Annotated in this window: 25 protein-coding genes, 1 tRNA gene and 1 pseudogene; 16 read left to right on the top strand and 11 right to left on the bottom strand. The window is 67.7% G+C overall.

The window, feature by feature from the left end:
- Window positions 1-40: 40 nt before the first annotated feature.
- A complete protein-coding gene (locus STROP_RS14590; protein ID WP_012014126.1) occupies window positions 41-1324 on the bottom strand; it encodes a fibronectin type III domain-containing protein in 1284 nt (427 codons plus the stop codon).
- A gap of 212 nt (window positions 1325-1536) precedes the next feature.
- Between STROP_RS14590 and STROP_RS14585 the strand changes: the two genes are divergently transcribed.
- Window positions 1537-1620 (top strand) — tRNA-Leu (locus STROP_RS14585).
- Here STROP_RS14585 and STROP_RS24130 read toward each other — a convergent pair.
- On the bottom strand, window positions 1602-2999 hold the full coding sequence (locus STROP_RS24130) for a recombinase family protein (protein ID WP_012014125.1): 1398 nt from the start codon (window positions 2997-2999) through the stop codon (window positions 1602-1604). The two genes, STROP_RS14585 and STROP_RS24130, sit on opposite strands and share 19 nt — an antisense overlap.
- A gap of 200 nt (window positions 3000-3199) precedes the next feature.
- Between STROP_RS24130 and STROP_RS14570 the strand changes: the two genes are divergently transcribed.
- The 4 genes from STROP_RS14570 to STROP_RS14555 all read left to right on the top strand — a co-directional run bounded on the left by STROP_RS14570 (window position 3200) and on the right by STROP_RS14555 (window position 5967).
- Window positions 3200-3643, top strand: a complete 444-nt coding sequence (locus STROP_RS14570; protein ID WP_012014124.1) for a tyrosine-type recombinase/integrase — start codon at window positions 3200-3202, stop codon at window positions 3641-3643.
- Window positions 3640-3975: a helix-turn-helix domain-containing protein gene (locus tag STROP_RS14565; protein WP_012014123.1), complete on the top strand. Its 336-nt coding sequence runs from the start codon at window positions 3640-3642 to the stop codon at window positions 3973-3975. Before STROP_RS14570 ends, STROP_RS14565 begins: the two co-directional genes overlap by 4 nt.
- Before the next feature lie 393 nt (window positions 3976-4368).
- Window positions 4369-5472 carry a hypothetical protein gene (locus STROP_RS25210; RefSeq protein WP_012014122.1) on the top strand — a complete coding sequence of 368 codons (1104 nt, stop codon included), beginning with the start codon at window positions 4369-4371 and terminating at the stop codon, window positions 5470-5472.
- 18 nt (window positions 5473-5490) lie between these two features.
- Window positions 5491-5967 carry a DUF6228 family protein gene (locus STROP_RS14555; RefSeq protein WP_028564530.1) on the top strand — a complete coding sequence of 159 codons (477 nt, stop codon included), beginning with the start codon at window positions 5491-5493 and terminating at the stop codon, window positions 5965-5967.
- Window positions 5968-6258: 291 nt separating this feature from the next.
- Here the strand turns inward: STROP_RS14555 and STROP_RS23300 are convergent, their stop codons facing one another.
- Window positions 6259-7809: an alpha/beta fold hydrolase gene (locus STROP_RS23300; protein ID WP_238380234.1), complete on the bottom strand. Its 1551-nt coding sequence runs from the start codon at window positions 7807-7809 to the stop codon at window positions 6259-6261.
- A 179-nt stretch (window positions 7810-7988) separates the two neighbouring features.
- Between STROP_RS23300 and STROP_RS14545 the strand changes: the two genes are divergently transcribed.
- Window positions 7989-8303: a dTDP-4-dehydrorhamnose 3,5-epimerase family protein gene (locus STROP_RS14545; protein WP_012014119.1), complete on the top strand. Its 315-nt coding sequence runs from the start codon at window positions 7989-7991 to the stop codon at window positions 8301-8303.
- A 7-nt stretch (window positions 8304-8310) separates the two neighbouring features.
- Here the strand turns inward: STROP_RS14545 and STROP_RS14540 are convergent, their stop codons facing one another.
- The 4 genes from STROP_RS14540 to STROP_RS25400 all read right to left on the bottom strand — a co-directional run bounded on the left by STROP_RS14540 (window position 8311) and on the right by STROP_RS25400 (window position 10413).
- Window positions 8311-8670, bottom strand: coding sequence for a hypothetical protein (locus tag STROP_RS14540; RefSeq protein WP_028564759.1), 360 nt, complete (start codon window positions 8668-8670; stop codon window positions 8311-8313).
- Window positions 8671-8978: 308 nt separating this feature from the next.
- Window positions 8979-9305: a GNAT family N-acetyltransferase gene (locus tag STROP_RS14535; protein ID WP_012014117.1), complete on the bottom strand. Its 327-nt coding sequence runs from the start codon at window positions 9303-9305 to the stop codon at window positions 8979-8981.
- A 9-nt stretch (window positions 9306-9314) separates the two neighbouring features.
- Complete coding sequence (locus tag STROP_RS25405; RefSeq protein ID WP_012014116.1) at window positions 9315-9746, bottom strand: integrase core domain-containing protein; 432 nt, start codon at window positions 9744-9746, stop codon at window positions 9315-9317.
- A gap of 406 nt (window positions 9747-10152) precedes the next feature.
- Window positions 10153-10413 (bottom strand): hypothetical protein, encoded by a 261-nt coding sequence (locus STROP_RS25400; RefSeq protein ID WP_012013537.1) that lies wholly within the window; start codon window positions 10411-10413, stop codon window positions 10153-10155.
- Window positions 10414-10750: 337 nt separating this feature from the next.
- On the opposite strand from STROP_RS25400, the gene STROP_RS14520 reads away from it, so the two are divergent.
- Window positions 10751-12130 (top strand): autotransporter outer membrane beta-barrel domain-containing protein, encoded by a 1380-nt coding sequence (locus STROP_RS14520; protein WP_012014115.1) that lies wholly within the window; start codon window positions 10751-10753, stop codon window positions 12128-12130.
- Between the two features lie 83 nt (window positions 12131-12213).
- Here the strand turns inward: STROP_RS14520 and STROP_RS25765 are convergent.
- Window positions 12214-12482: pseudogene (locus STROP_RS25765) on the bottom strand (hypothetical protein).
- Window positions 12479-12727 (bottom strand): DinB family protein, encoded by a 249-nt coding sequence (locus STROP_RS26195; protein WP_337998645.1) that lies wholly within the window; start codon window positions 12725-12727, stop codon window positions 12479-12481. Before STROP_RS26195 ends, STROP_RS25765 begins: the two are co-directional and overlap by 4 nt.
- A 294-nt stretch (window positions 12728-13021) precedes the next feature.
- Between STROP_RS26195 and STROP_RS14515 the strand changes: the two genes are divergently transcribed.
- From STROP_RS14515 to STROP_RS14495, 4 genes are all read left to right on the top strand, one after another.
- A complete protein-coding gene (locus STROP_RS14515) occupies window positions 13022-14593 on the top strand; it encodes a nucleotidyl transferase AbiEii/AbiGii toxin family protein (RefSeq protein ID WP_012014114.1) in 1572 nt (523 codons plus the stop codon).
- A gap of 632 nt (window positions 14594-15225) precedes the next feature.
- A complete protein-coding gene (locus tag STROP_RS14505) occupies window positions 15226-16119 on the top strand; it encodes a hypothetical protein (RefSeq protein ID WP_012014112.1) in 894 nt (297 codons plus the stop codon).
- A complete protein-coding gene (locus STROP_RS14500; protein ID WP_043535397.1) occupies window positions 16116-17465 on the top strand; it encodes a methyltransferase in 1350 nt (449 codons plus the stop codon). The genes STROP_RS14505 and STROP_RS14500 overlap by 4 nt, the downstream gene beginning before the upstream one ends.
- Window positions 17360-17989, top strand: coding sequence for a TetR/AcrR family transcriptional regulator (locus STROP_RS14495; protein WP_018831053.1), 630 nt, complete (start codon window positions 17360-17362; stop codon window positions 17987-17989). The genes STROP_RS14500 and STROP_RS14495 overlap by 106 nt, the downstream gene beginning before the upstream one ends.
- Window positions 17990-17996: 7 nt before the next feature.
- On the opposite strand, the gene STROP_RS25205 is transcribed toward STROP_RS14495, so the two are convergent.
- Window positions 17997-18590 carry an IS630 family transposase gene (locus STROP_RS25205; protein ID WP_012014110.1) on the bottom strand — a complete coding sequence of 198 codons (594 nt, stop codon included), beginning with the start codon at window positions 18588-18590 and terminating at the stop codon, window positions 17997-17999.
- A 656-nt stretch (window positions 18591-19246) separates the two neighbouring features.
- On the opposite strand from STROP_RS25205, the gene STROP_RS14485 reads away from it, so the two are divergent.
- The 5 genes from STROP_RS14485 to STROP_RS14465 all read left to right on the top strand — a co-directional run bounded on the left by STROP_RS14485 (window position 19247) and on the right by STROP_RS14465 (window position 23575).
- Window positions 19247-19723 carry a hypothetical protein gene (locus tag STROP_RS14485; protein WP_026275930.1) on the top strand — a complete coding sequence of 159 codons (477 nt, stop codon included), beginning with the start codon at window positions 19247-19249 and terminating at the stop codon, window positions 19721-19723.
- A 608-nt stretch (window positions 19724-20331) separates the two neighbouring features.
- Complete coding sequence (locus tag STROP_RS14480) at window positions 20332-20658, top strand: hypothetical protein (RefSeq protein ID WP_012014107.1); 327 nt, start codon at window positions 20332-20334, stop codon at window positions 20656-20658.
- Between the two features lie 199 nt (window positions 20659-20857).
- Window positions 20858-21550: a hypothetical protein gene (locus STROP_RS14475; protein ID WP_238380233.1), complete on the top strand. Its 693-nt coding sequence runs from the start codon at window positions 20858-20860 to the stop codon at window positions 21548-21550.
- Window positions 21474-22190, top strand: a complete 717-nt coding sequence (locus tag STROP_RS14470) for a response regulator transcription factor (protein ID WP_028568258.1) — start codon at window positions 21474-21476, stop codon at window positions 22188-22190. Before STROP_RS14475 ends, STROP_RS14470 begins: the two co-directional genes overlap by 77 nt.
- Window positions 22191-22201: 11 nt before the next feature.
- Window positions 22202-23575 (top strand): HAMP domain-containing histidine kinase, encoded by a 1374-nt coding sequence (locus tag STROP_RS14465; protein WP_026275928.1) that lies wholly within the window; start codon window positions 22202-22204, stop codon window positions 23573-23575.
- Window positions 23576-23659: 84 nt separating this feature from the next.
- Here STROP_RS14465 and STROP_RS14460 read toward each other — a convergent pair whose 3' ends face one another.
- On the bottom strand, window positions 23660-24832 hold the full coding sequence (locus STROP_RS14460; protein WP_012014103.1) for an acyltransferase family protein: 1173 nt from the start codon (window positions 24830-24832) through the stop codon (window positions 23660-23662).
- Window positions 24833-25259: the final 427 nt, after the last annotated feature.

The raw sequence follows: 25259 nt of genomic DNA, 5'->3' as shown, positions 1-25259 counted from the left end.
TACCGTCCACCGATGTGCACGCAGCGTACGGTCCGGCAATCTATTGCTCGCGATTGGTGCACACCTGCCCAGACGTGGTGATCGTCTCCGCCGAGTACACCGCCAGCACCGTGAAGCAGTAGTCCACCTCGGCACTCAAACCATTGATCGTGTAGCTGGTCCGCCCCGGATCCACCCGATCCTTCGGCGCCAGCTGCTGCCCCGCCCGACCAGCGGCCACCACGAACGGAACGGTACCGCCGGACGGGTCCGTCCAGGTGAGAGTGACCGAGGTTGAGTCGTCCCGCAAACTAAGGTCCGTCGGCGGCGCCTCGCTCGGCACTCCGCTCGGCGCCCCCGTCGCCGACGCCCTCGACGTGTCCGACGTAGGAGAAGAAGCCGGGGCTCCCCGAAGAAGCACCACCACGCCCGCTCCGGCGACCGCCACCGCGGCCACCCCCGCCGCGACGAGCACCGCGACCACCGCCGTCCGGTTCCGGCTGCGCCGCTCCGGCTCCCGTCCCCGGTACGCGGGAGGCAGCAGGCCGACAACGGTGTCATCAGTCATCCGCGGCGAGTTTGGCGTGGGGCCACTGGCGGGGGCTCCAGGCGCGGGGCGGGTGCCGAAGGAGCCGTGGGTGGATCCCGACCCCCGGGGTCGGCCCGGTCGGGGTCGTCCACCGTCGCCGTGCCCGTCCGGTACCGGGCCGACCGCCGGCCGGTGCGGCGCCGCGTGGCCGGCACTGTCGGGAGACGGACCCGGCGATGCTGGCCCAGGGCCTGGCGATGCTGGCGCGGTGTTCGGTGGAGTCGATGTCTGCGCCAGTCGACCGTCCGCGGTTGGCGCCGCGACCGTCCCGGCCCCCGGGCGCCCCGAATCGTACTGGCCGGGGAGCACAGGACCCGGCGTACCGGACGAGCCGTCGGTCAGATTGGCCTCGTTGAGGTAGGCCCACGCCGCGCGGACCGACGAATGGTCGGCCCCGAGCGCTGCCGGCCCGGCGGTCACGATCCGGCGGAAGTTACGGCGGGCCTCGTGTCGGTTGCCGAGTTCGTCCGCCACGGAGGCCAGCTCGAAGACGAGCGCCAGCAGCAGGGGGTCGGCGTCCGACCGGAGGCGCTCGCCCGCCGCGAGCGCCTCCTCCAACACCCGGCGGGCGGCGCTCGGGTCGCCGGCCTCCCGGTGTAGTCGTGCCAGGAGGTGCGCGGCCTTCAACACCTCGGGATGATCCGGGCCGTACGGTGGCGGGTGGCCCGACTCCACGGTGTCGGTGAGTAGTCGACGCGCGCCGGCCAGGTCACCGGTGTGGCGCAGGGCGAGAGCCCGATGCTGCGCCGCGGCCAAGTGGGAGGGGGAGGGATACGACACGTGGTCATGCTGCCGGCCCGACGTGCTCCGACGCTACTGCAACAGCTCTCCCGGCCGGCATCGTCACCACCGAGAGCCGATGTGCACGCGCCATCTGGGCGGTGTACAGTAACTCCTCGTGCGGCCCGCCGGGTAGCCGACAGGTGAGAAGATCACTTCGGCTCATCGCGGTAGGCTGGACGGTGCAGGTCCGGGTGGCGGAATGGCAGACGCGCTAGCTTGAGGTGCTAGTGCCCGTATAGGGCGTGGGGGTTCAAGTCCCCCCTCGGACACATACAGTTACCCCACAGTAATCAGCGTCGGGCTTAGCCTCGACGCTGATTTTGTTTTGGCCGGGGTTGTAGGTGAGGGCGAGCCGTAGCTCGCGGTAGACGGTGCTTTTGTCCTCGCTGTGGGCGTCGCGCAGGGTGTTGCGAATGTTGTCGAAGCTGCCGATGAGGTGTCGGATGTCGTCCTCGGTGAGGCGGTCAGGAGCCTGTTTCTGCGCTGTTGCGGTGTCGCGTTGGGCGAGGGCGCCGGCCCGTTGGGCGTTGACCTCGGCGATCCAGGTGGCGATGGTGGTGGGGTCGCCTCCGGCGTCTGCGATGGCGCGGTACTGGAGGAGTTTGGCGTCGCACGCAGCGATGATCTTGTTGGCGGCGGTGATGTTCGGGGTGGCGGTGTCGGGTTCGGTGTGGGGTTGGGCGGCGTGGAGCCGGCGGATCGTGTCGGTGAGTCGGTGCGGGGCGAACGCGGTGAGGAGCCAGTTGTCGAGTGCGGGGACGATGTCTCGTTCTGCGACGTAGATGTTGCGGGGGTGCTGGATGTGGTTGGCCAGGGCGTACTCGTTGGGGTAGCGGCATCGGTAGTAGGCGGTCTCGTGTGCCTGGTGGCTCTGCATCTTGCGTCCGCACAGCCCGCAGAGCATGAGTCCGCGAAGGATGTAGGGGTAGCGCGCTTTACGTGGTTGGGTGCTGGTGCGGCCGCTGCCGCTGGCGTTCATGATCGTTTGGGCTAGTTCGAAGTCGTTGACGGTGACGAGTGGTGGGTGGGCGATCGTGTCGGACCATACCCACGAGGTCTTGTCGTTCCAGCGCATGCGGGTTTCGTAGCCGAGGGCGACGTCGTTGACGTCGAGGAGTACCTCGTCCTTGCGTTGTTTGTTCCATACCTGGCGGCCGGTGTAGCGGGGGTTGGACAGGATGTTTTTGACGGCGCTTTTGGCCCAGCCTGCGCCGGTGCGGTGGGGGTTGCGGGCGGGGTCGGCGGCTGATGGTGAGGCGATGCCGTCGCGGGTGAGTGCCTCGGCGATGGCGAAGTAGCCGTTGTTGGCGAGGTACATGGCGAAGATTCGGCGTACGACGGGTGCGGTTGTCGGGTCGGGTTCGAGCTTGTGTAGGCGGCGGCCGTCGGCGGCTTTGCTTGGGTTGGGGTGCGGTCCGGCAGCGGCGAGGCGGTATCCGTAGGGTGGGCGTCCGCCGAGGAACCTGCCTTCGATTTTCGCCTGGGAGGTCATTGCGGTGCGGACGCGGACTTTCACCCGAGTTCGTTCGCCTTTGGACGTACCGCCGAAGACGCTCATGATCAGATTGTGGGCTTCGGACTCGGGGTCGATCGCGCCGCCGACTTCCGGCACCCACAGGCCGACGCCGTAGTGCGAGAAAGCGGGCATGGTCAGGCTGTACTGGTTGCCGTAGAAAGCGCGTTGGGGCTCACCGATGACGACGGCGTCGAAACCGCGGTTCGGGTCGGCGAGAACGTCGAGAAGCTTGGCGGCTTGGGGCCGGCGCTTCCACGGTAGGGAGCGGGACAGGCCGATGTCGAAGAATTCGGCGACGATGATGCCACTGGCCGGGTCGATGAGGCCTCTACGTGCGTCACGGCAAGGCGATGAAGGGCTCGGCGCCGAAACGGCGCGGCGTGCTGACCGTTTGGGCGTGGGTGCCGGAGGTCCTCGCCGAGTGGATCGAGGAGATCCGGCCGCTGCTGGCCACCGAGGGCAATCCGGCGCTGTGGCCTTCGGAACGGGCGCCGCGGGTCGGGCTTGCTCAGCTCAACGCGCGGTTGTCGGCCTACCGCGACGCCCTCGGCTTGGACGCTGGGCTGGACTTCCACTCCTTGCGCCGCTCGTATGTCACCCACCTTATTGAGGCCGGTTGGGATCCGTTGTTCGTGCAGCAGGAGGTCGGCCACGAGCACGCTTCCACCACGGCGATCTACACCTGCGTGTCGTCGGACTTTCGCACCCGCACGCTTCGGCAGGCTCTCGACGCGACCATGGACGCGGCACTACGACCGGCACGGAGGGCCCGATGAGCATGAAACGGCAGGTCAGCTACCGGTGGCGGCTGCGGGAGATGATGGCCGCCCGCGGCGTGTTCACCGCCACCGAACTGGTCCCGCTGCTGCACGAACGCGGCATCGACCTGTCCGCCTCACAGGTCCATCGCCTCGTCACCGGCACACCCGAGCGGCTGTCGCTGCCCGTCCTCGCGGCGCTGTGCGACATCCTGGAGGTCACCCCCACCGACCTGGTCGTCACGACGGCGGCCAACGTCGCGCCGCGCAAGGCCGTCGCCGGCGAGGCCCCGGCGCCGGTGGACCTGGCCACGGTCCGACCCCGGCGCGCCCGTGTGCGACCGGACTGATGGGCCGGACCTACACCGCTGAGCAGTACGAACGCTGGTTCGTCCGCGACTGCGTCCGCTGCGGCCGGCGCAGTTCCACCGTTCGGTGGCCGGACGGGCAGGTCTGCCACACCTGCCAAGATCGGGCGTTGCGGACCCAGGGTCGCTGCCCCCGGCTCCGGCCACGACCGGCTCCTGGCCGGACGGCGGGCCGGGGACCGGGCTCCGATCTGCACCAGCTGCGCCGGATTCTCCATCTCGTATACCTGCGCCGAGTGCGGGCAGGAAGGCAAGCTGCACGCCGGCCGCCGGTGCACCCGCTGCACGTTCACCCGCCGCGTCGCCGAGCTCCTCGACGACGGCACCGGCCGCGTCCGCCCTGAACTGGCGCCCCTGGCCGAGCTGCTGACCAGCATGGACAACCCGCTCACGGGCCTGGCCTGGGTCTCCTCCCGGCACGGCCGCTCCGCTCCGGCGGCGGACCTGCTGCGAGGTCTGGGCCGAGCTGACATCGAACTGAGTCACGAGGCGTTCCACCGCTTGCAACCATGGCGAGCTGCCGCCCACCTGCGGGAACTGCTCATGCAGTGCGGTGTCCTGCCCCCGTTCGACAAGCAGATCCTACTGTTCGAAAGGTGGTTGCTTGAGCACCTGGACACCATCACCGACACCGGACAGCGCCGGCTGCTGCGCCAGTACGCCACCTGGTATCTGCTGCCCTGGCTGCGTCGCCGCGCCGAACGCGGGCCCGTGAGCCGCAGCAGCCGCAGCGAACTCGGACAGCAAGTCTTACGGGCCGGCGACTTCCTCGCCGGGATCCAAAAGCAGCAACTCGCCCTCACCCGGCTCCGGCAGGACGACCTGGACCGCTGGATCGTCACCCATCCGCCGCGTCAACGGCAGCTGCTCAAACCGTTCCTGACCTGGGCCGCCCACGCCGGGCACATGCCACGGCTGCATGTCGCAGCGCACCGGCCCGGCCAACGATCGCCGATCACGCAGCACCGACGCATCGGACTACTCCGCAAGCTGATCACCGACGACACCGGCGAGCTGCGCGCCCGCGTCGCCGCAATCCTGCTGCTTCTCTACGCCCAACCGCTCGGCCGCATCATGCGCCTGACCATCGACGATATCGACACCACCGGCTCCGAGGTCCTACTTCGGTTGGGCGACCCGCCGACGCCGGTCCCGGAACCCGTCGCCGGACTGCTGCTGGCGCTACGTGACCAGCGTGCCACCATGCGCACCGCGACGAATCGTGATGCCCGCTGGCTGTTCCCCGGCCGCCGCGTCGGCCAGCCATTGACCACAAGCACGATCGGGCCACTCATCCGAGACCTCGGCGTCCCCGCCATTTCCGGTCGCCTGGCGGCACTGCACCAACTTGTCCTCCAGGCTCCGGCACCGGTCGTCGCCCACACCCTCGGCTTTCACTACACCACCACCCACCGCCATCACGCCGCTGCTGGCGGAACCTGGAACCGCTACACCGGAGGCCGTAACGCCGAACCGTAAACTCGCCTGCGCAAGACGATATCGATCGCCTACTGTCACGAGGTGCCTGACCAGAGCGGTGACGACAACCTCCACGTGATAGTCCGATGCCAAGACGACCCGACGGTGTCCATCCGCCTGCACGACCGTTCCTTTCCCGACGAATACGGCATCTGCTTCGCGGTCGAAGCCCGCGCACAGGGCCTACACGCCGAACTACCCGGCACTGAGATGTGGGTCTGGGACGAAGCCTGGCTTCCTGACTTCATCAGTCAGCTCGCCGCCGACTACCGCGGCTGGGCCGACGAGCGGACCTGGCAGGCCAACCACCTCACCGTTCGCGCTACCTTCCACTCCGGAGGTCACGTGGCACTCACCTGGCAGCTGCAACCCTGGGTATCCCGCTCTGATGCCTGGCAGGCGTCGATCACCACCTGGCTCGAAGGCGGGGAGCAGATGAGCAATCTCGCCGCGGACCTCCGCGAGTTCCTACCCAACCCCGGTCCGACCAAGTAGCTACCACGGCATCACCCCGCAACCGCACCTCTGCCGTCGACCACCGTGGTTCGCTGCACTCCGTAACCGAAGCCTGTTCAGGCGGACGAATACCAGCTACATCGAACAGGTGACTCTGCCAGTCGACTAGGCCGCCGGTCGCTGACCGAACGCCCGGCCCGGCGCCGTTCTGACGTCCGGACCGATCAGCCGCCGGCGGTGACGTGCTCGCACACGGCCTCGCTGCTCGACACCCTCGACGCGGCCACCGACCGCCGGGCGTCACCCCCGGAGCTCGCCCCCGGTTGCTACTCAGCCGACCCGGTACTTGTTCACCCGGGCCTCGACGTCGGCCAACGCGCCGGCGATGGCGCCGTCGTGGGGACGCCGGAACCATAGGCTGCGCACGAGGTTGCGGGTGTTGACCCGGTCGACCGTCTGGGCGCGGCCGCGCGGCCGGTCGGCGCAGTCGGCCAGCGTCCGCAGCCAGGCGACGACCTCCGGCTCGGGCAGCGGTCCGTGCGTGACGATGGCATCTACCACGGTGGCGATCCGCTCGTCGTCCTCGTCGGGAAAGATCGTCGTGCCGTTGTGCAGGACGCCGCGCAACGCGGCGAGCACGGCACGCTGTGTCTCCACGTCTACATCTTGGCAGCGCACCAGCTCAGCGAGGGCGTCCGCGCCGTGCGCGGCGGCGTGCGCCCACCCGCCTTCGTCGACCAGGCCGCGCAGGTCCCGTTCCTCGCGGTGATAACGCAGCAGGGCGTCCCGGACGTGGCCGTACTCGTCGACGGTCAGGAACGGCCGGCGGCGGTGCCGGGCGAGCACCAGCGCAATGACCAGCGCCGAGAAGGTACGCGTGAACACGGTGGGCTCGCCGTGTCCACCGATGCCGTGAAACAGGTGCCCGTCGTCGGTCAGGACGATGAGCAGGTCCCGCAACTCGGCCTCGGTGAGGTGATCACCGGTGACCAGGGTGTGGAAGACCGCATAGATCAGCTCCCGCAAGTCGGACTCGAGATCACCGATGTGGGTGAGCATCAGGGCCACCAGGTCCGCGGGCCGCTCGTCGGGCCGCAGCCGGAAGCCGTCCTCCTCGATCCGCCGCAGGTCCGCCAACAGCCGACTCCCGGCCCCGCTCACCGTCGTGGCCCCCTTCAGCATCATGATGATCTCCCCCGCGACCAGGTCAGGTTCGTCGTGGTGGACGTCGTGGCCGCTGCGGACAGCGATCCGCTGCCGGGCCCCCAGACGCCGCGCCAGGTCGTGCTGCATCCGCTGATCGACGCGGTGCAGGTCACGCACCGGCCGGTCCGGGTCGGTGTCTGGTCGGCCGCGGGTCACGACGCTCACCGGCAGTCCGGCAGGCAGCGCACAGCCGGCCACCTGGCGATAGCTGGCCTGCTTGTCGATCCGCTCCGGATTCCGGTCCGGGTCGGTCAGGTATGCATGGTTGGCCGCTCGCAGCGGCGGCGGCAGCAGCGGGTCGTAGGCAATCTCCCGGCCCTCCACGACGGCGTCGACGAGAATCAGGCCAGCCACGCGACCCGGGTGGCGGGCGCAATACAGCCGGGCCACAAGACCGCCGAAGGAGTGCCCGACCAGCAGCCACGGCGCGGGCGGGTCGAGCTCCTTGAGCAGGGCGGCCAGCTCGTCCGCCAGGTCGGCGCAGGTACGTACGTCGGCCGGGGGTGGGATCTCCCCGGTGCCGGCCCGGTCGTACGCAAGCGTCGACACCCCCGAGAGGCGGTCGCGGACCGCGTCCCAGGTCGCCCCACGATCGCCCAAGCCGGCGACGAACACCACGGTCGGCGCGCCAGCCCCGTGGAGACGGGGAGCTAACTGCAGAGGACGGGTAACCACGGTCGGCCACACTAACATCCAAGATCACGCCGTCGTGTCCGATGGTGGGCGATCACCGTGCCCACAATTGCTCGTCAGCCGGCCTGGTCGTAGTAGTCCGCCGAAAACCAACGGCAACGCTGGTCAGAGCCCGTTACCGCAGGGCAACGGGTGTCGCTCGTGCCGCTGCTTGACCAGCGTTGCGGTTGGTTCCGGGCTGGAAGCTACGACTAGGCCTCGATGACGCCGACCGGCGAGCCGTCTATCTCGCCGAGGGCCTGGGGCAGGGTTTCTGCGCACTCAGCGAGGACGCCACGGTGAGCTACCTCTGCTCCACCACCTACAACTCCGCCGTTGAGCACGCTGTTCACCCGCTCGACCCGGATATGGGGATCGAGTGGCCAGTGCGCTCGCCGCTACTATCGGATCGAGACGCCGCCGCACCGAGCCTGGCCGTGGCGCTCAAGTCGGGATTGTTGCCGGTTTACCACACCTGCCCGGGCATGTCCCGCTAAGTCTGAATCAATTGTTCACCGCTGCGAGCACGGCAGGCGGTCGGCTCCGCTCAGCCCATCGGGTAAGTCCCGGTGCGAGCAGTCCGGCGATCGCGAACAGCACGGCGGTCGCGACCCAGCCGGCCGTTGTGCCGCTCAGGATTAGCAGAGACAGCAGGGCAGGACCAGCCGCGCGGACGAGGCCGCCGATCAACTGGTCCACACCCTGGTATGCGCCGATCGCGTCCGGACGCGCCAGGTCGTAGGCGAGGCCAGCGCCGCCTACCGAGTGCCACAGGTCGCCAAGTGTGTAAATCACGGTCGTCGCCAGGAGGAGTCCAATCGCAGCGGCGGGGGGCATGCTGCCGCTGGCGCCGAAGAGAGGCATCGCTAAGGCTAAGATCAGACCAGCGCGGCGTACCGAGTTGCCGGCTTCGATTGTGGAGTTCACCGCACGACTGAGGCGAAAAGAGTCTCTTACGGGGTCTGACGGGGTTGTCAGCACGTCGCCCTGGTGGTGCTCGTCGACGACCACCACCAGGGCGCGACTGTTGCGGCCGAGCGCCGGTGTTCGTCTACTGGTGAGAGCGCCTATTCAACTGTCGCCGATTCCAGGCCAGTCACCACCATCCGTGATGCTGGTTAGTCGTCTGACGCCTCGCTGGAAAGGGGCGCTGCACCGTCTAAGTAAGGTGGTCATGGGTGGACGGCAGCGAAGAGAAGGCGGTCGTGCATCTCACCTCGGATGTGCAGGTAGTCATGGAGGTGGCCCTCGTACTTCATACCGATCTTCTCCAGGACACGGCGGGAGGCGACGTTAGCCAGGTCGCATGTGGCAGCGACCCGGTGCAGTCCTGCCTGTTCGAAGGCGTAGGTGAGCACAGTTGCGGCTGCCTCGGTGGCGTAGCCCTGACCCCAGGCGGATCTAGCCAGGACGTAGCCGAACTCGCCGCGGCGGTGGGCAGCGGCGGTGACCCGGAGCTCGACGGCGCCGATCAGGGCTGCGGGTGCCGAAAGTGCCATCCGTGCTGGTCAAGCGGCATGGTCGTATTCGTGGAGGATTCCGCTGAGTCGGTCACGTCGGTGGATGTTCAGTTGAGCGAGTCGGTTGCGGTCGGTGATCGGGGCGGGTAGCGGTGCCCGTGGTCGGGCGTTGGCGATGCCTCGGTGCCCTCGGTGTTCGTTGTGGTGGTGTTCGTACTCGCGTTGGGCGTGCATCAGGTGGGACTGGTTGAGGATTAGGGTCCGGTCGAGGAGTTCGTGGCGGTAGGTTTGGATCCAGCGTTTCATGATCGAGTTCATGCGGGGCATGCGGACGCCGGTGAGCGTGACCTCGATACCGGCGTCGGCCAGGATGGTGTCGAACAGGGCCGGGTACGTGCCGTCGCGATCGCGGGTCAGGTACTGGACCTGGCAGCCGGCGTCTTCGAGGTCCATCACCAGGTTGCGGGTGGTCTGGGTCACCCAGGCGGCGGTCGGGTGCGTGGTGGCGCCGAGGATCCGGACGCGGTGGGTGGCGTGTTCGATCAGGGCCAGGACGTACAGGGCGGGTACCGGTCAGCGTCACAGTCTCGAAGGAGTCCGCGGCGACGAGCGCCTGAGCCTGGGAGCGTAGGAACGTCGCCGAGGTGCTGTGCGCGCGGTCCGGTGCCGGATCGACGTCGGCGTCTTTGAGGATCTGCCAGACGGTGGAGGCAGCGTCTTTCACCCCGAGGACGAGCAGTTCACCGTGGATGCGCCGGTATCCCCAGCCGGTGTTGTCCCGAGTCAGGCGTAGCACGAGCGTGCGGATCGGTCGGATCGTCGGTGGCCGTCCCGGCCGAAGAGGTCGGGAGTGTCGGGGATGTCGGCGGTCAATCAGGTCTCGGTGTCAGCGCAGCACGGTCTCCGGGCGTACCAGCAGCCGCAGGTGGTGCAGCACGCTGCGGGGTAGTGGGTGCAGCAGAGCGGCCAGCCAGGCCCGGTCCGCGGGGGTGAACCGGACCTGGTCGCCGTGTAGTTGCCGTTCGAGCACCATGATCTGGTGACGTAGGGCGAGGATCTCGGCGTCCTTGTCGCGGTCGCTCATCGGCAACACCCGCAGCGGAGCCAGAGCGTTGGTCACACCGAGGTAGGCCAGCCGCAGCAACACAACCGATCATCTTTGCCAAGCGCTGTGCAGAGAGCATCGTCGAGGTCCGGTCGTTGAAACCAGCCCGGGTCCGGCCACACATGCCGCGATCAGGATGACTGCGACCAGGGTGGATGAAGTTTTTCGGCACCCGCAGGTTCCCTTCGGGGTGTGGTGGCGTTTAGGTTGTAGCGCCGGTGTCTCATTTGAGGGTTGCATTCGTGTTCATGTCCGTATGGGGTTGGTGTCGGTTTAGCGTCGGGGGTGGTTGCTACCGCCTGCCTGGTAGCCGAGGGCCACTACTCCGGGCCTGGCCCGGGTGGGTCTCGCCGCTGACGGGGAAGGACACCGAGACCGCATGAACCATCCGCTCCACGATCACGTACCCGAGCGGCCCGGCGCGGGCCGCGCCAGATCCCGATGGTGGACTGTCGGGCTGGCCGGGATGACCGGCCTGGCCCTGACCGCCGCGGGCGTCGCCGCCGGCCCGGCCGCTGACGCTGTCGCACGTACCCCCACCACCGCCGGAGATCGGCCGTCCGCGGACGATGACCGCCGCCAACACGATGACGGCAAACTCGACGACAAAGACAAGAACAGGGGTGACAAGGAGGAGGGGAAGAAGCCGAAGGGTGTACCCGTCCCCTGTGAGGCGGACGCCCTGATCGCCGCGATCACCCTCGCCAACGCCCGCGGCGGAGCCGTGCTCGACCTCGCCAAGGACTGCACCTACCTGCTCACCGTCGACATCGAGGGTGCTGGTCTGCCGGCGATCACCACCCCGATCACCCTCAACGGGAAGAACTCCACCATCACCCGCGCGGCCGCCGTCGACCCATTCCGGATCATCACCGTCGACACTGGCGGCCGGCTCAACCTCAACCACCTGAAGATCACCGGTGGCCAGACCACCGATAACGGTGGGGGAATCCTTGTCAACACTGGCGGAGAACTGACTGTCAGACACGGCGCCATCACCCGCAACATCGCCAGCGCTGACGGCGGTGGCATCTCCAACAACGGCACCACCCGAATTGATAACTCCACAGTAGATAAGAACACTGCTGGTTCTTCCGGCGGAGGTATCGCCAGCACCGCCGCACTCGAAATCAGCAAGTCCCATATGTCTACTAATACCGCGGACCGTGGGGGTGGAGTAAGTAGTGCGGAAGGAGTAGTCCGGATCGAGCGCAGCGCTATTGCTGCCAATCATGCTCAAAGTCTTGCCGGTGGTCTTCTTGTAGAAAGTGGCGTCGGAATTGTCACGGATACCCGTATCACGTACAATGCTGCCGCCGACTCTGGCGGTATCTTCGTAGAAGGTGGGCAATTCACACTCCGGCGCGGCGCTCTTGCCGGTAACACCGCCAGCGAGAGCGATGGTGGTGGACTGCGGTCAAATCTAGAAGTCTCCGTTGTCATCGAGGACAGTCTGGTTAAGCACAACACCGCCAATGCCGACGGTGGTGGTATCTACAGTGCCGGCAATCTGGTTTTGCGACACACAAAGATTATCGGCAACCAGGCAGGTGACCAGGGTGGTGGCATAAATAACGAATCCACCTCAACGGCTACCCTCTTTGCTACCGAGGTGGTCAAGAACACGGCCGTCGTAGAAGGTGGGGGTATCTTCAACGAGCCCAACGGAATAGTCGAGTTGAACGTCGCGACCGGCACGGTCGTGATCAAGAACCGACCGGACAACTGCTCCGGCGACGTACCTGGTTGCGCCGGATAGCATTGTGAACACATCGGATCCTGAGGGGTCCCGCTCCTGCTGCTTGTCGGTAAGGGCGGGACCCCTCCGCCGTTCCCACACGGTCACCCCTTCCTGGGGTTGTCGGCGCCGGTGGCCCGCTCGGTTCGGTCCACCTGGTCTTTGATCGACCGACCACCGCTGGGGCGTAGCTCCTCCAGCGCGTCCAGCCGCCGCTCGATTGGCCCACCCGGGCCATGAGTCCGGGTCGGCCGTTGGGTAGGCCGGGGCGGACGGGCTTACCGAGCAGGTCGTCGGCGAGCCGCGCCAGTTTGCGACTGGTGCTCAGCGTGCCTCGTACGGGGCGGCGGAGCACCTCGACGGCGGCGATCATCGCCGAGATGTAGCAGTGTCTCCACCGCGGACTCCTGACGTGCGGTTAGGTGATCGGGTTGCGGTAGGCAGCGACCCAGGCTTTGCGGCCCAGTAGCCCGCGTGTGCCCAGACTCGGCGCCACAGGCCGATGGAGGGTCGGTCGAACACCTCGCCGAAGGCGGTAACCGAGGTCATGTGGTTGACCAGCCCGAGCGGGTTCGTCCCAGTCGGCACGAGGGGGCGCCGTAGGTCGTGCTCCGACAGCCCGTCGAGCTTTCCGAACAGCGCCTCGCGCGCCTCCCGCAGGCACCGACAGAGATTCGCTTGGCGTCGAGGTCTGTGATGCCGCCCAGGATCTCACCGCCACGCCCCCGCGATGCCCTTACGTCCGCGCTCCGAATTGCGGCCCTGCGGTGGCTGGCGTGCCTGTGCCAGGACGGTGGAGGTGCGCCGAGCGAGCACCTGTCAATCGACGACCTGTAGAAGTCCGACAAAGCCACGCCAGGCGGTGCGGGAATCGCGTTTCCCAGCCTGATAGCCGTGCCATAGACTCCGCCGATGCTTGAGGTGTCGGGGGACTTCGAGATCCACATCACGGCTTACGCTCATCACGCCGAGAAGCTGTCGGCGTTCGCAGCCGCGCGTGGTGTGAAGTTTGTCCACATTGTGCTCGACCATGGCGCGTACGTCTCTCAACCGATGCTTACCCTGACCGGGCGAGGCACCCTGGCCGACCAACACGCCGCGGTGCATCATTGGCAACACGATCTGCGCAAGGCAGGCATCCAGTCGTGCCGTTCAAAGATCGAGGCAGCGCCGTGGTGCGTCGGCGTACCGCAGTCGGATGAGCAGGCGGCGGACGAGCCCGGTGGCCGGTACTTCGAGCATCACGTCAAACTGCTGCTACCTGGCACGGCGGTAGCGGATCTGGTGGCTCTCACCGACCTTGTCGACCCGCATGGGGCGCGGCTGTCACGCAACGCCCGCCGGGAGTTGGCGGACGGCACGCGGGAACGGTTCGTCAACCAGCGTTGCCACGGTGTCGGGCTCGCTACGGCCAGGCAGCGGCTGGACGAGCTCGTCGAGACCCTCGGTGCTGCGGGCCACGAGCCCGTCACGGTGGAGCAAGAGTACGTCGTTTTCGACAGCGACCTTCGCCACGACCAGGGCTGGCTGGACTCGGCCACCTCACGCGTGAGCGGCTGGCAGGTGGAGCGGGAGAACAGGATGAGGTCCGCACCGGCCGGCTCGCCGGACTACCCGCCGACCTACCAGCCAGTGCCCGCCAGCCCGACCGTTCGCCAGCGGGCGGCGTTCGACCCCGCCCTCAAGCAGTACCCGAACGCCTACCGCGCCGGCGAACCCGACTTCCTCGTGGCGGCCACCGTGCAGTTGTGGACCAATGCCCGACGCGCCGCCATGAATCACGTCTTGACGACCATCGCCGCGACGACCTGGAGCCAGCAGTTGGTCCTGCGCGGCAGCGTCACCATGGCGGCCTGGGTCGGCGACGACGCTCGCGAGCCGGGCGACCTCGACTTCGTTGTCACACCGCACACCATCACCAGCGACAGCGCCGACGCCCGCGCGCTGCTGGATGACATCAGGGCCGCCGTGGGGTCCGCGTCCGGTGCCGGCCTGCAACCAGACCGGATCACCGAGTCCGCCATCTGGACGTATGAACGGGCTGACGGACGCCGCCTCGTCATCCCGTTCGGCACATCGGAGGCGCCGGACGGCCACGTACAGATCGATGTTGTCTTCGGTGAAAAGCTCCCCCTCCCACCAGAGGTGCTGATCCTGCCCGACGTCGACGTGCCGGTACTGGCCGCGCCCGCCTCGCTTGCGCTGGCATGGAAGCTGCTGTGGCTGGCCACCGACATGTACCCGCAAGGCAAAGACCTCTACGACGCTGTCCTGCTGGCCGAACACACCACTGTCGACCGAGCCCTCGTCCGCCAGCTCATGCGACCCGAACTCGGCGCCGAAGCCGGTAACTTCACGGCCGAAACCGTTCTGTCCTGGCAGGTCGACTGGACCAACTTCACCGACGAGTGCCCCAGCATCACGGGAACCGCCGAGCAGTGGATTAGGCGACTGGCCCTGGCCCTCGATCATGCCTGGACCTGACTTCAGCGACAACCGCGCGATGACGTCGAGAACCACCTGCGCCGCCCCCGGACAGGAGCGGGCCACATCGGTCGTAGCCGTGGAACACGATCACCACCTCGTGCGGTTGGTGGTCCAGCCGTACTCGCCGTCGATGACCTCGCGCATGCAGTCGCGGAGGGCGTCCAGGTTGTGCCCGTAGCAGTCGGAAATGTGGCCTGGCCCAGCAGAGTCGGACGCCAGTAGAGCGTCACGGGATCGTTGATCAGCAAGCGATACGCGAGGTCTGAGCTCAGGTCCCTGTCGGGGTCGAGCGCCGCCACGGTCGCCGAGCCTGGAGTCGGCCCGCTCCAGGATCCCGGCCGGCTGTGTCGTGGAGGGCGTGTTCGGCGATCTGCCGTACACGGTCCATGGTCATTCCGGTGCGCTGTTCCACGGCGAGGGAGATGGGTGGGTTCGACCTCGACGAGCGGCTTTTCGCGAGGCTGAGCCATCCGCAGGCCGGGGCATCGAAATCGACAGTTATCGAATCGCCCGCCGGGCGGTGTCGCCGTTCGGGATGACGAGCCGGGGTTCGACCGGGTCACCCCTTGAGCAGATGCTCAAATCATCCTACCCTTTGTTTGAGCGGTCGCTTAAACCTGGGAGGAAGCATGACCAGTGAGCCGGAGCCGAGGCGCACCTGGGCCAACTGGACGCTCGCCGGCCTCATCGCGGCCTTCGGGATCGTCGTCTACGCCGTCACCGTGGCCCAGGGGTGCGCCGACAGCGCCCTGCTCTTCGTCGGACTGCCGGTGCTGCTGGCCGCCGCCCTCGCCCTGACCCCGGGCCGCACCACCCACGGCCGGGTCTTCGCCGCCACCACGATCGCGCTGCTGCTGGCCTCGGTGGCGCTGCACGAAGGCGCCATCTGCGTCATCCTGTCCGCGCCGCTGGTGTACGCCATGGCCCACGGCACCACCGCCCTGATCAGGCTGGCCCGCCGCGGCACCACCCGGGCGTACTCGCTGGTCGCCGTGCCCCTGCTGCTCGTACCCGGGCTCGAGGGCACCGGGCTCGCCCCACGGATTACCCCGGAGCAGTCGGTTGAGGTGGTCCGGGTGGTCACCCTCCCGACCCACACGGTCGGCGAGCGGCTGGCGACCGGCCCTCGCCCGGTGCCGGTCCGGTCGGTGCCGCTGCGCCTGCTCGGCGTACCCGTGCCGACCCGGGTCACCGGCGACGGCCTCGCCACCGGGGACCGTTGGATGTTCGCCTACCACGACAGCTCGCACGGGCCGGGCGGGCATCTGCTCACCGAGGTCATCGGCACCGAGCCGGGCCGGGTCGACTTCCGGTTCGTCGAGGACACCGCCATCACTGGTCGGTGGGTCACCTTCCGGCACGCGGAGGTGACCTGGCAGGCGGTGGACCGGGAACGTACCGAGGTGCGCATCCAGGTGGCGTATGAGCGCGGTCTCGATCCCTCCTGGTACTTCGGGCCGCTCCAGGACGGCCTGCTCCACGAGGGTGTGGGGCACCTGCTCGACATGCTCGTCCTGCCGTGACCGCCGCCCGCTGGCTCGCCCTGGGGGTGCCCCTGCTGGCGGTGCTGGCCGCGGCCCGGCTGGAGCGCGACCGGCGGGCGCGGGCCGCCGCCCTGCTCGCCGCCGTGGCCGCCGCCCTGGGCGTCGCCGCGCTGAACGAGTCGGCCCGCCGGACGGGCTGGTACGCGTTCGCGCCGGTGCACGGGGCCTACCGGGGGATACCGGTCGACCTGTGGCTGGGTTGGGCGGCGCTCTGGGGCGCGCTGCCGGTGCTGCTACGCCGGTTCCTGCCCCTGCCCCTTGCGCTGGGCCTGCTGCTCTGGCTCGACGTGGTGGCGATGCCGGCGCTGCACCCGCTCGTCCTGCTCGGGCCGCACTGGCTGGTGGGCGAGGTGGTGGGGCTGCTCGCCGTGGCTCTCCCCGCGCAGCTGCTCGGCCGGTGGAGCGCCGACGGCCGGCACCTGCGGGCCCGGGTGCTGCTCCAGGTCGTCGTCTTCGCCACGCTGCTGCTGTGGCTCGTGCCCGGTGTCGCCTTCGAGCTGGGTGGCGGCTCGTGGTCCCCGCTGACCGGGCTGTCCCGGGCCGCCCTCCTGGTCCTGGCCCAGGTCGCGCTGCTGGTGGCCACCCCGGCGCTCATCGCGGTACGCGAGTTCGCCGGACGGGGCGGCGGTACACCGTACCCGTGGGATCCGCCGGCCCGGCTCGTCAGCACCGGGCCCTACGCGTACCTGGCGAACCCGATGCAGGTCGGCGCGGCTGCCCTGCTCCTACTGACCGCGGCGGTCACCCGCAGCATCGCGCTGCTGGCCGCGACCGCCCTCGCCGTGGCCTTCAGCGCGGCCGTGGCCCGGTCGCACGAGGAGCACGACCTGGCCCGCCGGCACGAGGACGCCTGGCGGGACTGGCGACGGGCGGTACGCGACTGGTGTCCGCGCTGGCGGCCGTACGCCTCGGGCGCGCCCGCGGTGTTGCGGCTCGATGCCGGGTGCGGGCCGTGCGCGGCGGTCTGGCGGTTCCTGGCGCGGCGGGACCCAGTGAGCCTGACGATCGCGCCCGCCAAGGAGGGGCAGCTGCGGGCCGGGTACATGGGCGACGACGGCCACTCGGAACGGGGGGTGGCCGCCGTCGCCCGTGCTCTCGAACACCTCAACCTCGGCTGGGCCTGGGTGGGCTGGACCCTGCGGCTGCCCGGCATGACCTGGCTGGCGCAACTGGTGACGGATGCGATGATCGCACCGCCACACCCGGCGGGAGGAGAGCGATGTCCGACACCAAGCGACGCCTGCTCGACGGCACCCTCGCCGCGATCCGCCAGCATGGCATCGCCGGCGTCTCGGCCCGCACCATCGCCACTGCCGCCGGAGTGAACCAGGCGTTGGTCTTCTACCACTTCGGGACGCTCGACGAGCTGCTGGCAGCCGCGTGCCGGACCGGCACGGCCGAGCGGGTCGCCCACTGGTCGGCCCGGCTGCGCCAGGTCGGGTCGCTGCGCGAACTGCTCGACGTCGGGCGCGGCCTGCACGCGAAGGAACGCGAGCTGGGCAACGTGTCCGTGCTGGCCCAGATGCTCGCCGGCGCACAGGCCGACGAGCGCCTCGCCGCCCCCACCGCCGAGTCCCTGCAGTTGTGGGTGGACGAGATCGAGCTGGTCCTGCGCCGGCTGCTGGCCGGGTCACCGTTCGCCGAGATCGCCGACGTTCCCGGGCTCGCCCGCGCGGTGTCGGCCGCCTTCATCGGCCTGGAGCTGTACGACGGCGTTGACCGGCCCTCAGCCGAGCGCGCCATCGAAGCGCTGGACCAACTCGCCGTGCTCATCGAGATCGTCGACGACCTCGGCCCGATCGCCCGGCGCGCCCTCCACAACAAGATCAGCAAAGCGACCCGACGCTAGTGCCTCGTCATGCAGCCTTGAACGGGTAATCCGGGTGGTGGGTCTTGGAGTTGGTCGCGAAATCGGTCTTCGGTTGGGCGCGTTGGTTGCGCCAGCGGATGTAGTCGCCGATCGCGGTGTCCTGCTCGGTGTGGGTACGGTGGTCGGTGCCGTTGAGGGCGAAGTAGCGCACGGCGGTGAACTCGGCTTCCATCCAGTTCAGCCAGGACGCGTACGTCGGTAGGAACACCAGCTCGACGTGGTTAGCGGCGCACCAGGCGCGGACCTCGGGGTGTTTGTGTGGGGAGAAGTTGTCGCTGATCAGGTACAGCTTCTGGTCGGGCCAGCGGGCGCGTAGGGTCTTCAGGAAGGACAGGAACTCGCGCCAGCGTTGACGGTCACGGATGCGGTAGTGCAGCCTTCCGGTGGCCAGGTCGAGGGCGGCGATCATGTGTCGTACGCCGTGGTCGCGGTGGTAGGTAGCGCGTAGTCGCACGGGGTGTGCCTGGGGTCGCCAGGCCCGGCCGGGGCGAGGTTGCAGATTCAGCGGCCCGAACTCGTCTACGCACAGCACACGCCCGCCCGGCGGCGGGTGGTCGTAGAGGTCCAGGATCCGGCGCATCGTGGTGGGTGAAGTCGGGGTCGGTGCTGGCTTTCCAGGTCTTGGTGGCCTGCCATGACACGCCACGTTCGTGCAGGACACGGCGCACGGTCGCCCGCCGCAGCTTCACCGGATCCTTCGCCGTCCGAGTGATCTGCTGCAACCGCTGGCCCTCGGCCATCGACACCTGCCGGACGAACACTTCCGGCCTTCTACCCACCGGCCACCACCTCCCACACGAGCACTGGGAGACAGCGTGCCTGATCCAACCTCAGAACCGACGCATTACCCGATCAACGGTCAAAGGCGAGGGAGTGTGGATCTCACGGTGTTTCCGGCCTGACCTGCCAGGCGTTTAGATCCACACTCCCGCATGGGCTCGGCGAGTTCGGGGTCCCCGGGTTTAGCGGTCGAGGCCGCGGGAGGGATGCCCTGGCCGGGGCTCGGCCATCGGGTCGGGGTCGGGGTCGGGGTCGTAGATCATCAGACCCCGCGCCCTGGCCAGGGGGAACGGGATCAAACCTCAGATCAGCCACGTGAGGAACTGGCGGGTTGTTTCTTACCAAGACGGCGGTAGCCTTGATCATTTGATCGAGTCTTATTTATTCATTACGTGCTAACAAAGCATTTTTAGGCTTCGGGGGATGAGTCCAACCCCTGTAGCACCTGGAGGTTCCATGCGCCGCACTCGTCAGACGATATCCCGCCTGATCGCCGCTGCTGTCCTCATGGTCGCTGGCCTGGCCGTCGCACCTGTGACCGCCTACGGCGCTGATCAATCCACCGAGGCAACCACCACGCAGGCGAGTGGTTTCTGGGCCTGCTCGGTGCCGTCCGGATACACGTACTCCTCCGTACGGCGACAGCTCAACGTCTGCAACCCCAGCGGCTTCGCCAACTCCTACTATGTCGTTGCGCCCAGCGACAGGCTCTGGGCCTGCACCGTGCCATCTGGATACACGTACTCCTCCGTTCGGCGACAGCTCAACGTCTGCAACCCCAGCGGCTTCGCCAACTCCTACTACCTGCGGGTGCCCCAGGCCGGAATCTGGGCCTGCACCGTCCCACCCGGCTTCTCGTACTCCTCCGTTCGGCGACAGCTCAACGTCTGCAACCCCAGCGGCTTCGCCAACTCCTACCTCCTGGTCGGCTGAACAACCGGCGGCCACGCCTTCAACGCCTAGCGACGGCACCGGGTCTGGCCCCCCGCCGACCATCCAGGATCGGCGGGTGCCAGACCCGCACGTGTAATCCAGGGCAACCAACCCCGAGGTCGAGGAAGATCTGTTCGGAAATTGGCGCTAAAGATGATCTTGGGGTTAAAGCTGGATCGGGTCCGTATTGGGGCGTGATGCGCCGTGGGTTGTTCGGCCGTGCCCCTCGATTTCCGCGCCGGCCGTAATCTGATCCACCAGCAGGCGTCAGGCTTCCTCTACAGTGTATACAGAGGGAGCCTGACGCTGTTCAGCCTACCCGTTGCCGCGAGTGGGAAGCGTCGTCGCGCTGTCGATCCTCGGCAACCTCACGCACTCGGCACTGGGGACTGCTCACGAATAGGGCTTCTGATCTTGTTCAGGAATCGTTCGCTACCTGAACAGGATAAGTAGACAGTCCGCAATCCCGTCACGCCCGTCCAGAAAACCCGTCCAACAACCCGGCGTGCCCAACAAGAGGAGATCATGTTTGTTGTGCATGATCAGCGACAAGGACACCGCTTACACCGTCGACGGCAACCCCGCTTCGGCCTTGTAAGCTGGTGGTTATGTCGTCGCCGTCCGATGATGTCCTGCGCACGCTCCGTGAGTTCGTCGAGCGTCTCGATCAGTTCGATTCCGACGCCCCACTGGTCGGCACGCTGTCGGTGGGAGCGGGCGGGGCGGTTGACGAGTTGCCGCTGCGGCTGCCGGTGGCCCGCGCCCTGGTCGAGGCGCTGCTGTCGTACCACGACCCTCGCGACTTCGGCACGTGCGCGCATTGCCGCACCGGCCGCCTGGACCGGCACTTCGTGTGCCGCACCTGCGGGATCGTCGATGGCGTCTTCGGCCAGATGCTGGCCGAGCGTGCCGCCCGCGAGTTCATGATCAATTGATCGACGGCTGCCGTTCCGTCACCTATCGATCTCGGAGAGGGCGGCTGCTGTCGGGCGTCGCAACGCCCACCCAGATGACGTCGTTCGAGCGTGCCGGCGGAGACCCGAGGTGCTGGCGTACGGGACGCCGGAACGGATGAAAGCAGCGAAGCCGGTGGCCGCCCAGATCTCACAGAGCATGACTTACGCTCCGTCGCCGGTGACGATCTTCTCGATCACCAATGGCAAGCTGTTCAACGGTGGCTACGAAAGTGGCTCGTGGTGCTCGGCGTCAGCGATCAGCGCCTCGTCCAAGCGGGTGCTGATCACGGCCGGTCACCGTGTCCATGGCGGGCAGGGCGGCACCTGGCTGCAGAACCTCGTCTTCGTGTCGGCGTGCAACGCCTTCAACACGACAGTCGTCAACACCATCGGTGGGCACGGCCTGGTCTACAACGGTGGCACCGAGTTCGAAACGTCGATCATTGGATATCCGGGCAACCATGACGGCGGCAACGTCATGTGGGCTTGCTGGGGGACTGCCACCGACAACGCTGACTGGTGGGTTGAACTGATGAGAATGCGGCCACCGCTTCCACTGGCTGCCGGGTTGCTGGCGGTGGTGGCCGTCAGCGCCTGCGGCTCCGTAGCCGAGCCCGACAGCGACACCTCGGGTATCCGAGCGCCGACCGGACCGACGGGGCCGGAGGTGTTGCCGACCCGGAGCGACCTGATCGACGCGCAGGTTGTTCAGTGGCGTGATTGGCGCAGTGTCGACGATCGAACGGTCTGGCGGAGCGCGGGAAGGCCAGGTGAGGTGGCTCCGGTCGGACGAGATGTGGCACAGTCCGATGGTGTCCGCGCCCACCATCCTCCTCGCGGAGGACGATCCCGCCATCCGTCGCGCCGTTGAGCAGTCCCTACTGCTCGAGGGTTACCACGTCGTCGCCACGGGTGACGGCCTTGAGGCGATTGCCGCGGTCCGTCGGGACAACCCGGACCTGATCGTCCTGGACGTGATGATGCCTGGCCTTGACGGCCTCACGGTCTGCCGAGTTCTGCGGGCGCAGGGCGACTGGACCCCGATCCTCGTGCTCACCGCACGAACCCAGGTCTCCAACCGTGTTACGGGGCTCGACGCCGGCGCGGACGACTACCTCGTCAAGCCCTTCGAGCCGGAGGAGCTCCTGGCCAGGCTGCGCGCCCTGCTGCGGCGGGCGGGTCCGAGCATCAGCCCAGACAGCCCTGCCGGCGAGGAACTGGCAGCAGCCGGTGTTCGACTCGACCTGGCAGCGCGCCGAGTATGGCGGGATGGTGCGGAGATCATCCTGTCGCGGACGGAGTTCGACCTGCTTGAGCTGCTGATACGCAACTGCGGGGTGGTGCTGGACCGCACCACGATTCACGACCGCATCTGGGGCTACGACTTCGGCACTGGTTCGAAGAACCTGAGCGTGTTTATCGGCTACCTGCGGCGTAAGCTGGCTCGTCCGGGCGCGCCCGAGATCATTCACACGGTCCGGGGAATCGGGTACACGCTCCGCGAATCATGACTCTGCGTGATATGGCTCGACCCAGTCTGCGGCTGACCTTCTCCCTGCTGTTCGCCACGGTCGCGGCGCTGGTCGCCGTCGGTGTCGGCGCGCTGAGCTATGGTCTGGCGTCCGCGTTGATCTGGCAGGAGACCGACGACGACTTCGACCGGGCGGCGGAGGCCGTGGCGGAACTGACGATCGACGCCGGTGACCTGACGCCGGAGGACCTGGCCGAGCTAGACGACGACTTCGACGTTGATCTCGGTGACGTCCTTGCTGGATCCGACACGCTCATCGGCCAAATCCTCGGGGCTGGAGGGCAGGTCGTTGACGAGGGTTATCCCCAGCCGCTTCCGGTGTCGAACACGGACCGGGCGGTGGCCGCGGCCGAGGAGCCGGGGCACACCCAGAGCAGCGAAGCGCAGCTGGATCACACCCGGGTACGAATCGTCACGGTCGCGCTCGGCGGAGGGCGCGGAGCTATCCAGGTGGCACAGCAGCTCAGCGAGGTGGACTCGCTACTCACAAGCCTCAGGACCAGAATCACGGCGGTTGGCGTCGCGATCTCGCTGGCAGCCGGGGTGTGTGGCTGGTTCGTGACGAATCGGGTGACCCGCGGCCTTGTTCGACTGACCAGGGTGGCGGAGGAGGTAACCGTCACCGGACGGCTGGATCTTCCCGTGCCGGCGGGCGGGCGGGACGAGGTCGGCCGCCTCGGTACGGCTTTCGACAGGATGCTCGGTCAGCTCGCCCGGTCCAGGGACGCCCAGCAACGACTGGTGCAGGAGGCAGGCCATGAGCTACGCACGCCATTGACCAGCATGCGGACCAACATCGCTCTGCTGCACCGGTTCGACGAACTGCCACTGTCCGCTCGTGGTCCACTGTTGACCGACCTCACGATGGAGTCCAGGGAGTTGATCAAGTTGATCAACGAGTTGGTAGAGCTTGCGACCGACACCCGAGAACTGGAGGCAGCCGAGCCCGTTGAGCTCGCGGAGATCGCGGGAAGGGTTGCCCAGCGCTTTCGTACCCGCTCCAGCCGAGAGATCACGACACAGGCCGACGGTACCGTCGTCACCGGCCGGCCACAGGCGCTGGAACGAGCCCTTTCCAACCTTGTCGAGAACGCCACCAAGTTCGACTCCTCCGGGGCCCCGGTGGAGATCGTGATCCACCGGGGCCGGGTCGAGGTGAGAGACCGCGGTCCCGGGGTGCCAGACCTACCCGAAGGGCGGCTCTTCGACCGGTTTTACCGGGCTCCCGAGGCCCAGAGCATGCGAGGCTCGGGGCTGGGCCTGGCGATCGTCCGAGATGTGGTGACAGCTCACGACGGGACGGTGTTCGCACACAACCGCGACGGTGGGGGTGCCACGATCGGTTTCGAGCTGCCGGAGCGCTGAATAGATCACCCGCCGCTCACCCGCCCAACCTCGGCCCTGACCAAGCCATCGCCACGGGCCCCCACCGGTCGTCGGTCTGCGCCCTCACCCATGCGCCGGGGACCGCTTCCTGCCCCCACCCAGCAGCGAAGGACGTCTGCGGGCAGCGAGGTCCTCGACCCAACCGAACACGCACGCCGCGACCAGGACCAGCGAGAACTCCACGCAGACCAGGGCCACCACCTCCGGCATGGGCCATCCCGCGAACACGCCGTCCTCACTCAGCCACAGCGCCAGAGGCAGCAATGGGTAGTGCCAGAGATAGATGGTCACCGCCCGGGCGTTCATCCGTTCGGTCAGCACACGGAGCGGGGCGACCCGGTCGATCAGCCCGGCACCCGGTCGGAAGCGCAACAACACCAAGGCGAATGCGAGTGACAGCAGCGTATTCAACACCAGGCTGTCATAGAGACTGAGAGAGCCGAATTCGATTTCTTGCTCGGCCCGGTAGGTCCACCAGAGGCCTACGGCTGTCAGCCCGGCGGCCAGGAGCATGGTGGCCCAGCCGCGCATGCGGGACAGCAGACCGTCGTGGTAGGCGAAACCCAGAAGCCAGCAGGCCAGGTAGACGACGAAGCTACTCAACAGCCCTTCCGAGCCGGTCAGCATAGGGCTCAGGACCCCCTCACCCCCGACGGCTGACAGGTCGAGGGCGACCACCCCGCACACCGCCACAGCCAGCACCGCCCAGGGACTCAGGCGGAAGATGCGCAGCAGCAGGGGTGAGAGCAGCACGAACCACAGGTACGCGCGCAGGTACCACAGCACGCCGGTGAAACTGCCACCCAGCTCGGATTCGCCCGCGGGCGGGTCACCCACCGGCAGGAGCCAGAAGAGATGCTGCCATGTTGGGCGGAACGGCTCCTCCAACCCGTGTGCCTCCCACCACATCAACGGCAGGGCGACCGCCGCTACCATCCACAGCGGGGGTAGTAGCCGACGCATTCTGCCCCGGATGACGGTCGTGATTCCCTTCCGGCGGTCGAGGGACGCAGCCATCATTGCTCCACCAAGCGTGAACATGATGCCCATGGATGGGAAGGCCAGCGTCATCCAGGGTGCCCCGGCGGTGTGTAGCACCACCACGCGAACGATGGCGACGGACCGCAGGAAGTCAAGGTAGCGGTCTCGTCCCACCGCGGGCAGGGTCGAGGAGGTGGCACCGTTTGCCCCCTCATCGCCGGTTGACGGAGCGGTGCTTCTCCTGGTGTAGAGCAACAGACGTCTTCCTCACTCGGTGATTCCACAAAGGTGGTGACGCGACGCACCGCCGGACACGGTGAGTGGGAGGTGCGTCGCTTCGGCAGGCCTCACAATGGCAGCGCAAGGTGAAGGCACGTCTGGAGAAGGGCAAGAAACAGTCAAGAATCGACCAGCGAAACAGTACGGCGTCCGACGCCCGTTACCGACCCGTCCACGGTCGGCGATGGCGGCGACATCCAGCCTGATCCGCAACACGTACGGGATCAACCCAGCCCGATGCTCGATGCATAGTGCTCCGTGACGACACGCTCCTCGCGACACGCGCCCTCGCGGCACCTGGGACTACTGGAGGCCGCCCTGATGTGCGTGCGCTCCGCAGGCCACTCACAGGGCGGTCTGGAGTATTAGGTCCGTTTCGGCGCGAGGGTGAACACTCCGGGAT

The organism is Salinispora tropica CNB-440 (assembly GCF_000016425.1).
In the GTDB taxonomy this organism is placed as follows: Bacteria; Actinomycetota; Actinomycetes; order Mycobacteriales; family Micromonosporaceae; genus Micromonospora; species Micromonospora tropica.
This window is presented reverse-complemented; position numbering and strand designations above follow the sequence as displayed.

Excerpts from the sequence above, each read along its gene's own strand:
- STROP_RS24130 (WP_012014125.1), bottom strand. The coding sequence starts at position 2,999 with ATGCCCGCTTTCTCGCACTACGGCGTCGGCCTGTGGGTGCCGGAAGTC.
- STROP_RS14565 (WP_012014123.1), top strand. The coding sequence starts at position 3,640 with ATGAGCATGAAACGGCAGGTCAGCTACCGGTGGCGGCTGCGGGAGATG.
- STROP_RS25210 (WP_012014122.1), top strand. The coding sequence starts at position 4,369 with ATGGACAACCCGCTCACGGGCCTGGCCTGGGTCTCCTCCCGGCACGGC.
- STROP_RS14540 (WP_028564759.1), bottom strand. The coding sequence starts at position 8,670 with ATGCCTCTCTTCGGCGCCAGCGGCAGCATGCCCCCCGCCGCTGCGATT.
- STROP_RS14535 (WP_012014117.1), bottom strand. The coding sequence starts at position 9,305 with ATGGCACTTTCGGCACCCGCAGCCCTGATCGGCGCCGTCGAGCTCCGG.
- STROP_RS14520 (WP_012014115.1), top strand. The coding sequence starts at position 10,751 with ATGAACCATCCGCTCCACGATCACGTACCCGAGCGGCCCGGCGCGGGC.
- STROP_RS14515 (WP_012014114.1), top strand. The coding sequence starts at position 13,022 with ATGCTTGAGGTGTCGGGGGACTTCGAGATCCACATCACGGCTTACGCT.
- STROP_RS14505 (WP_012014112.1), top strand. The coding sequence starts at position 15,226 with ATGACCAGTGAGCCGGAGCCGAGGCGCACCTGGGCCAACTGGACGCTC.
- STROP_RS14495 (WP_018831053.1), top strand. The coding sequence starts at position 17,360 with ATGTCCGACACCAAGCGACGCCTGCTCGACGGCACCCTCGCCGCGATC.
- STROP_RS25205 (WP_012014110.1), bottom strand. The coding sequence starts at position 18,590 with ATGCGCCGGATCCTGGACCTCTACGACCACCCGCCGCCGGGCGGGCGT.
- STROP_RS14485 (WP_026275930.1), top strand. The coding sequence starts at position 19,247 with ATGCGCCGCACTCGTCAGACGATATCCCGCCTGATCGCCGCTGCTGTC.
- STROP_RS14480 (WP_012014107.1), top strand. The coding sequence starts at position 20,332 with ATGTCGTCGCCGTCCGATGATGTCCTGCGCACGCTCCGTGAGTTCGTC.
- STROP_RS14470 (WP_028568258.1), top strand. The coding sequence starts at position 21,474 with ATGTGGCACAGTCCGATGGTGTCCGCGCCCACCATCCTCCTCGCGGAG.
- STROP_RS14465 (WP_026275928.1), top strand. The coding sequence starts at position 22,202 with ATGGCTCGACCCAGTCTGCGGCTGACCTTCTCCCTGCTGTTCGCCACG.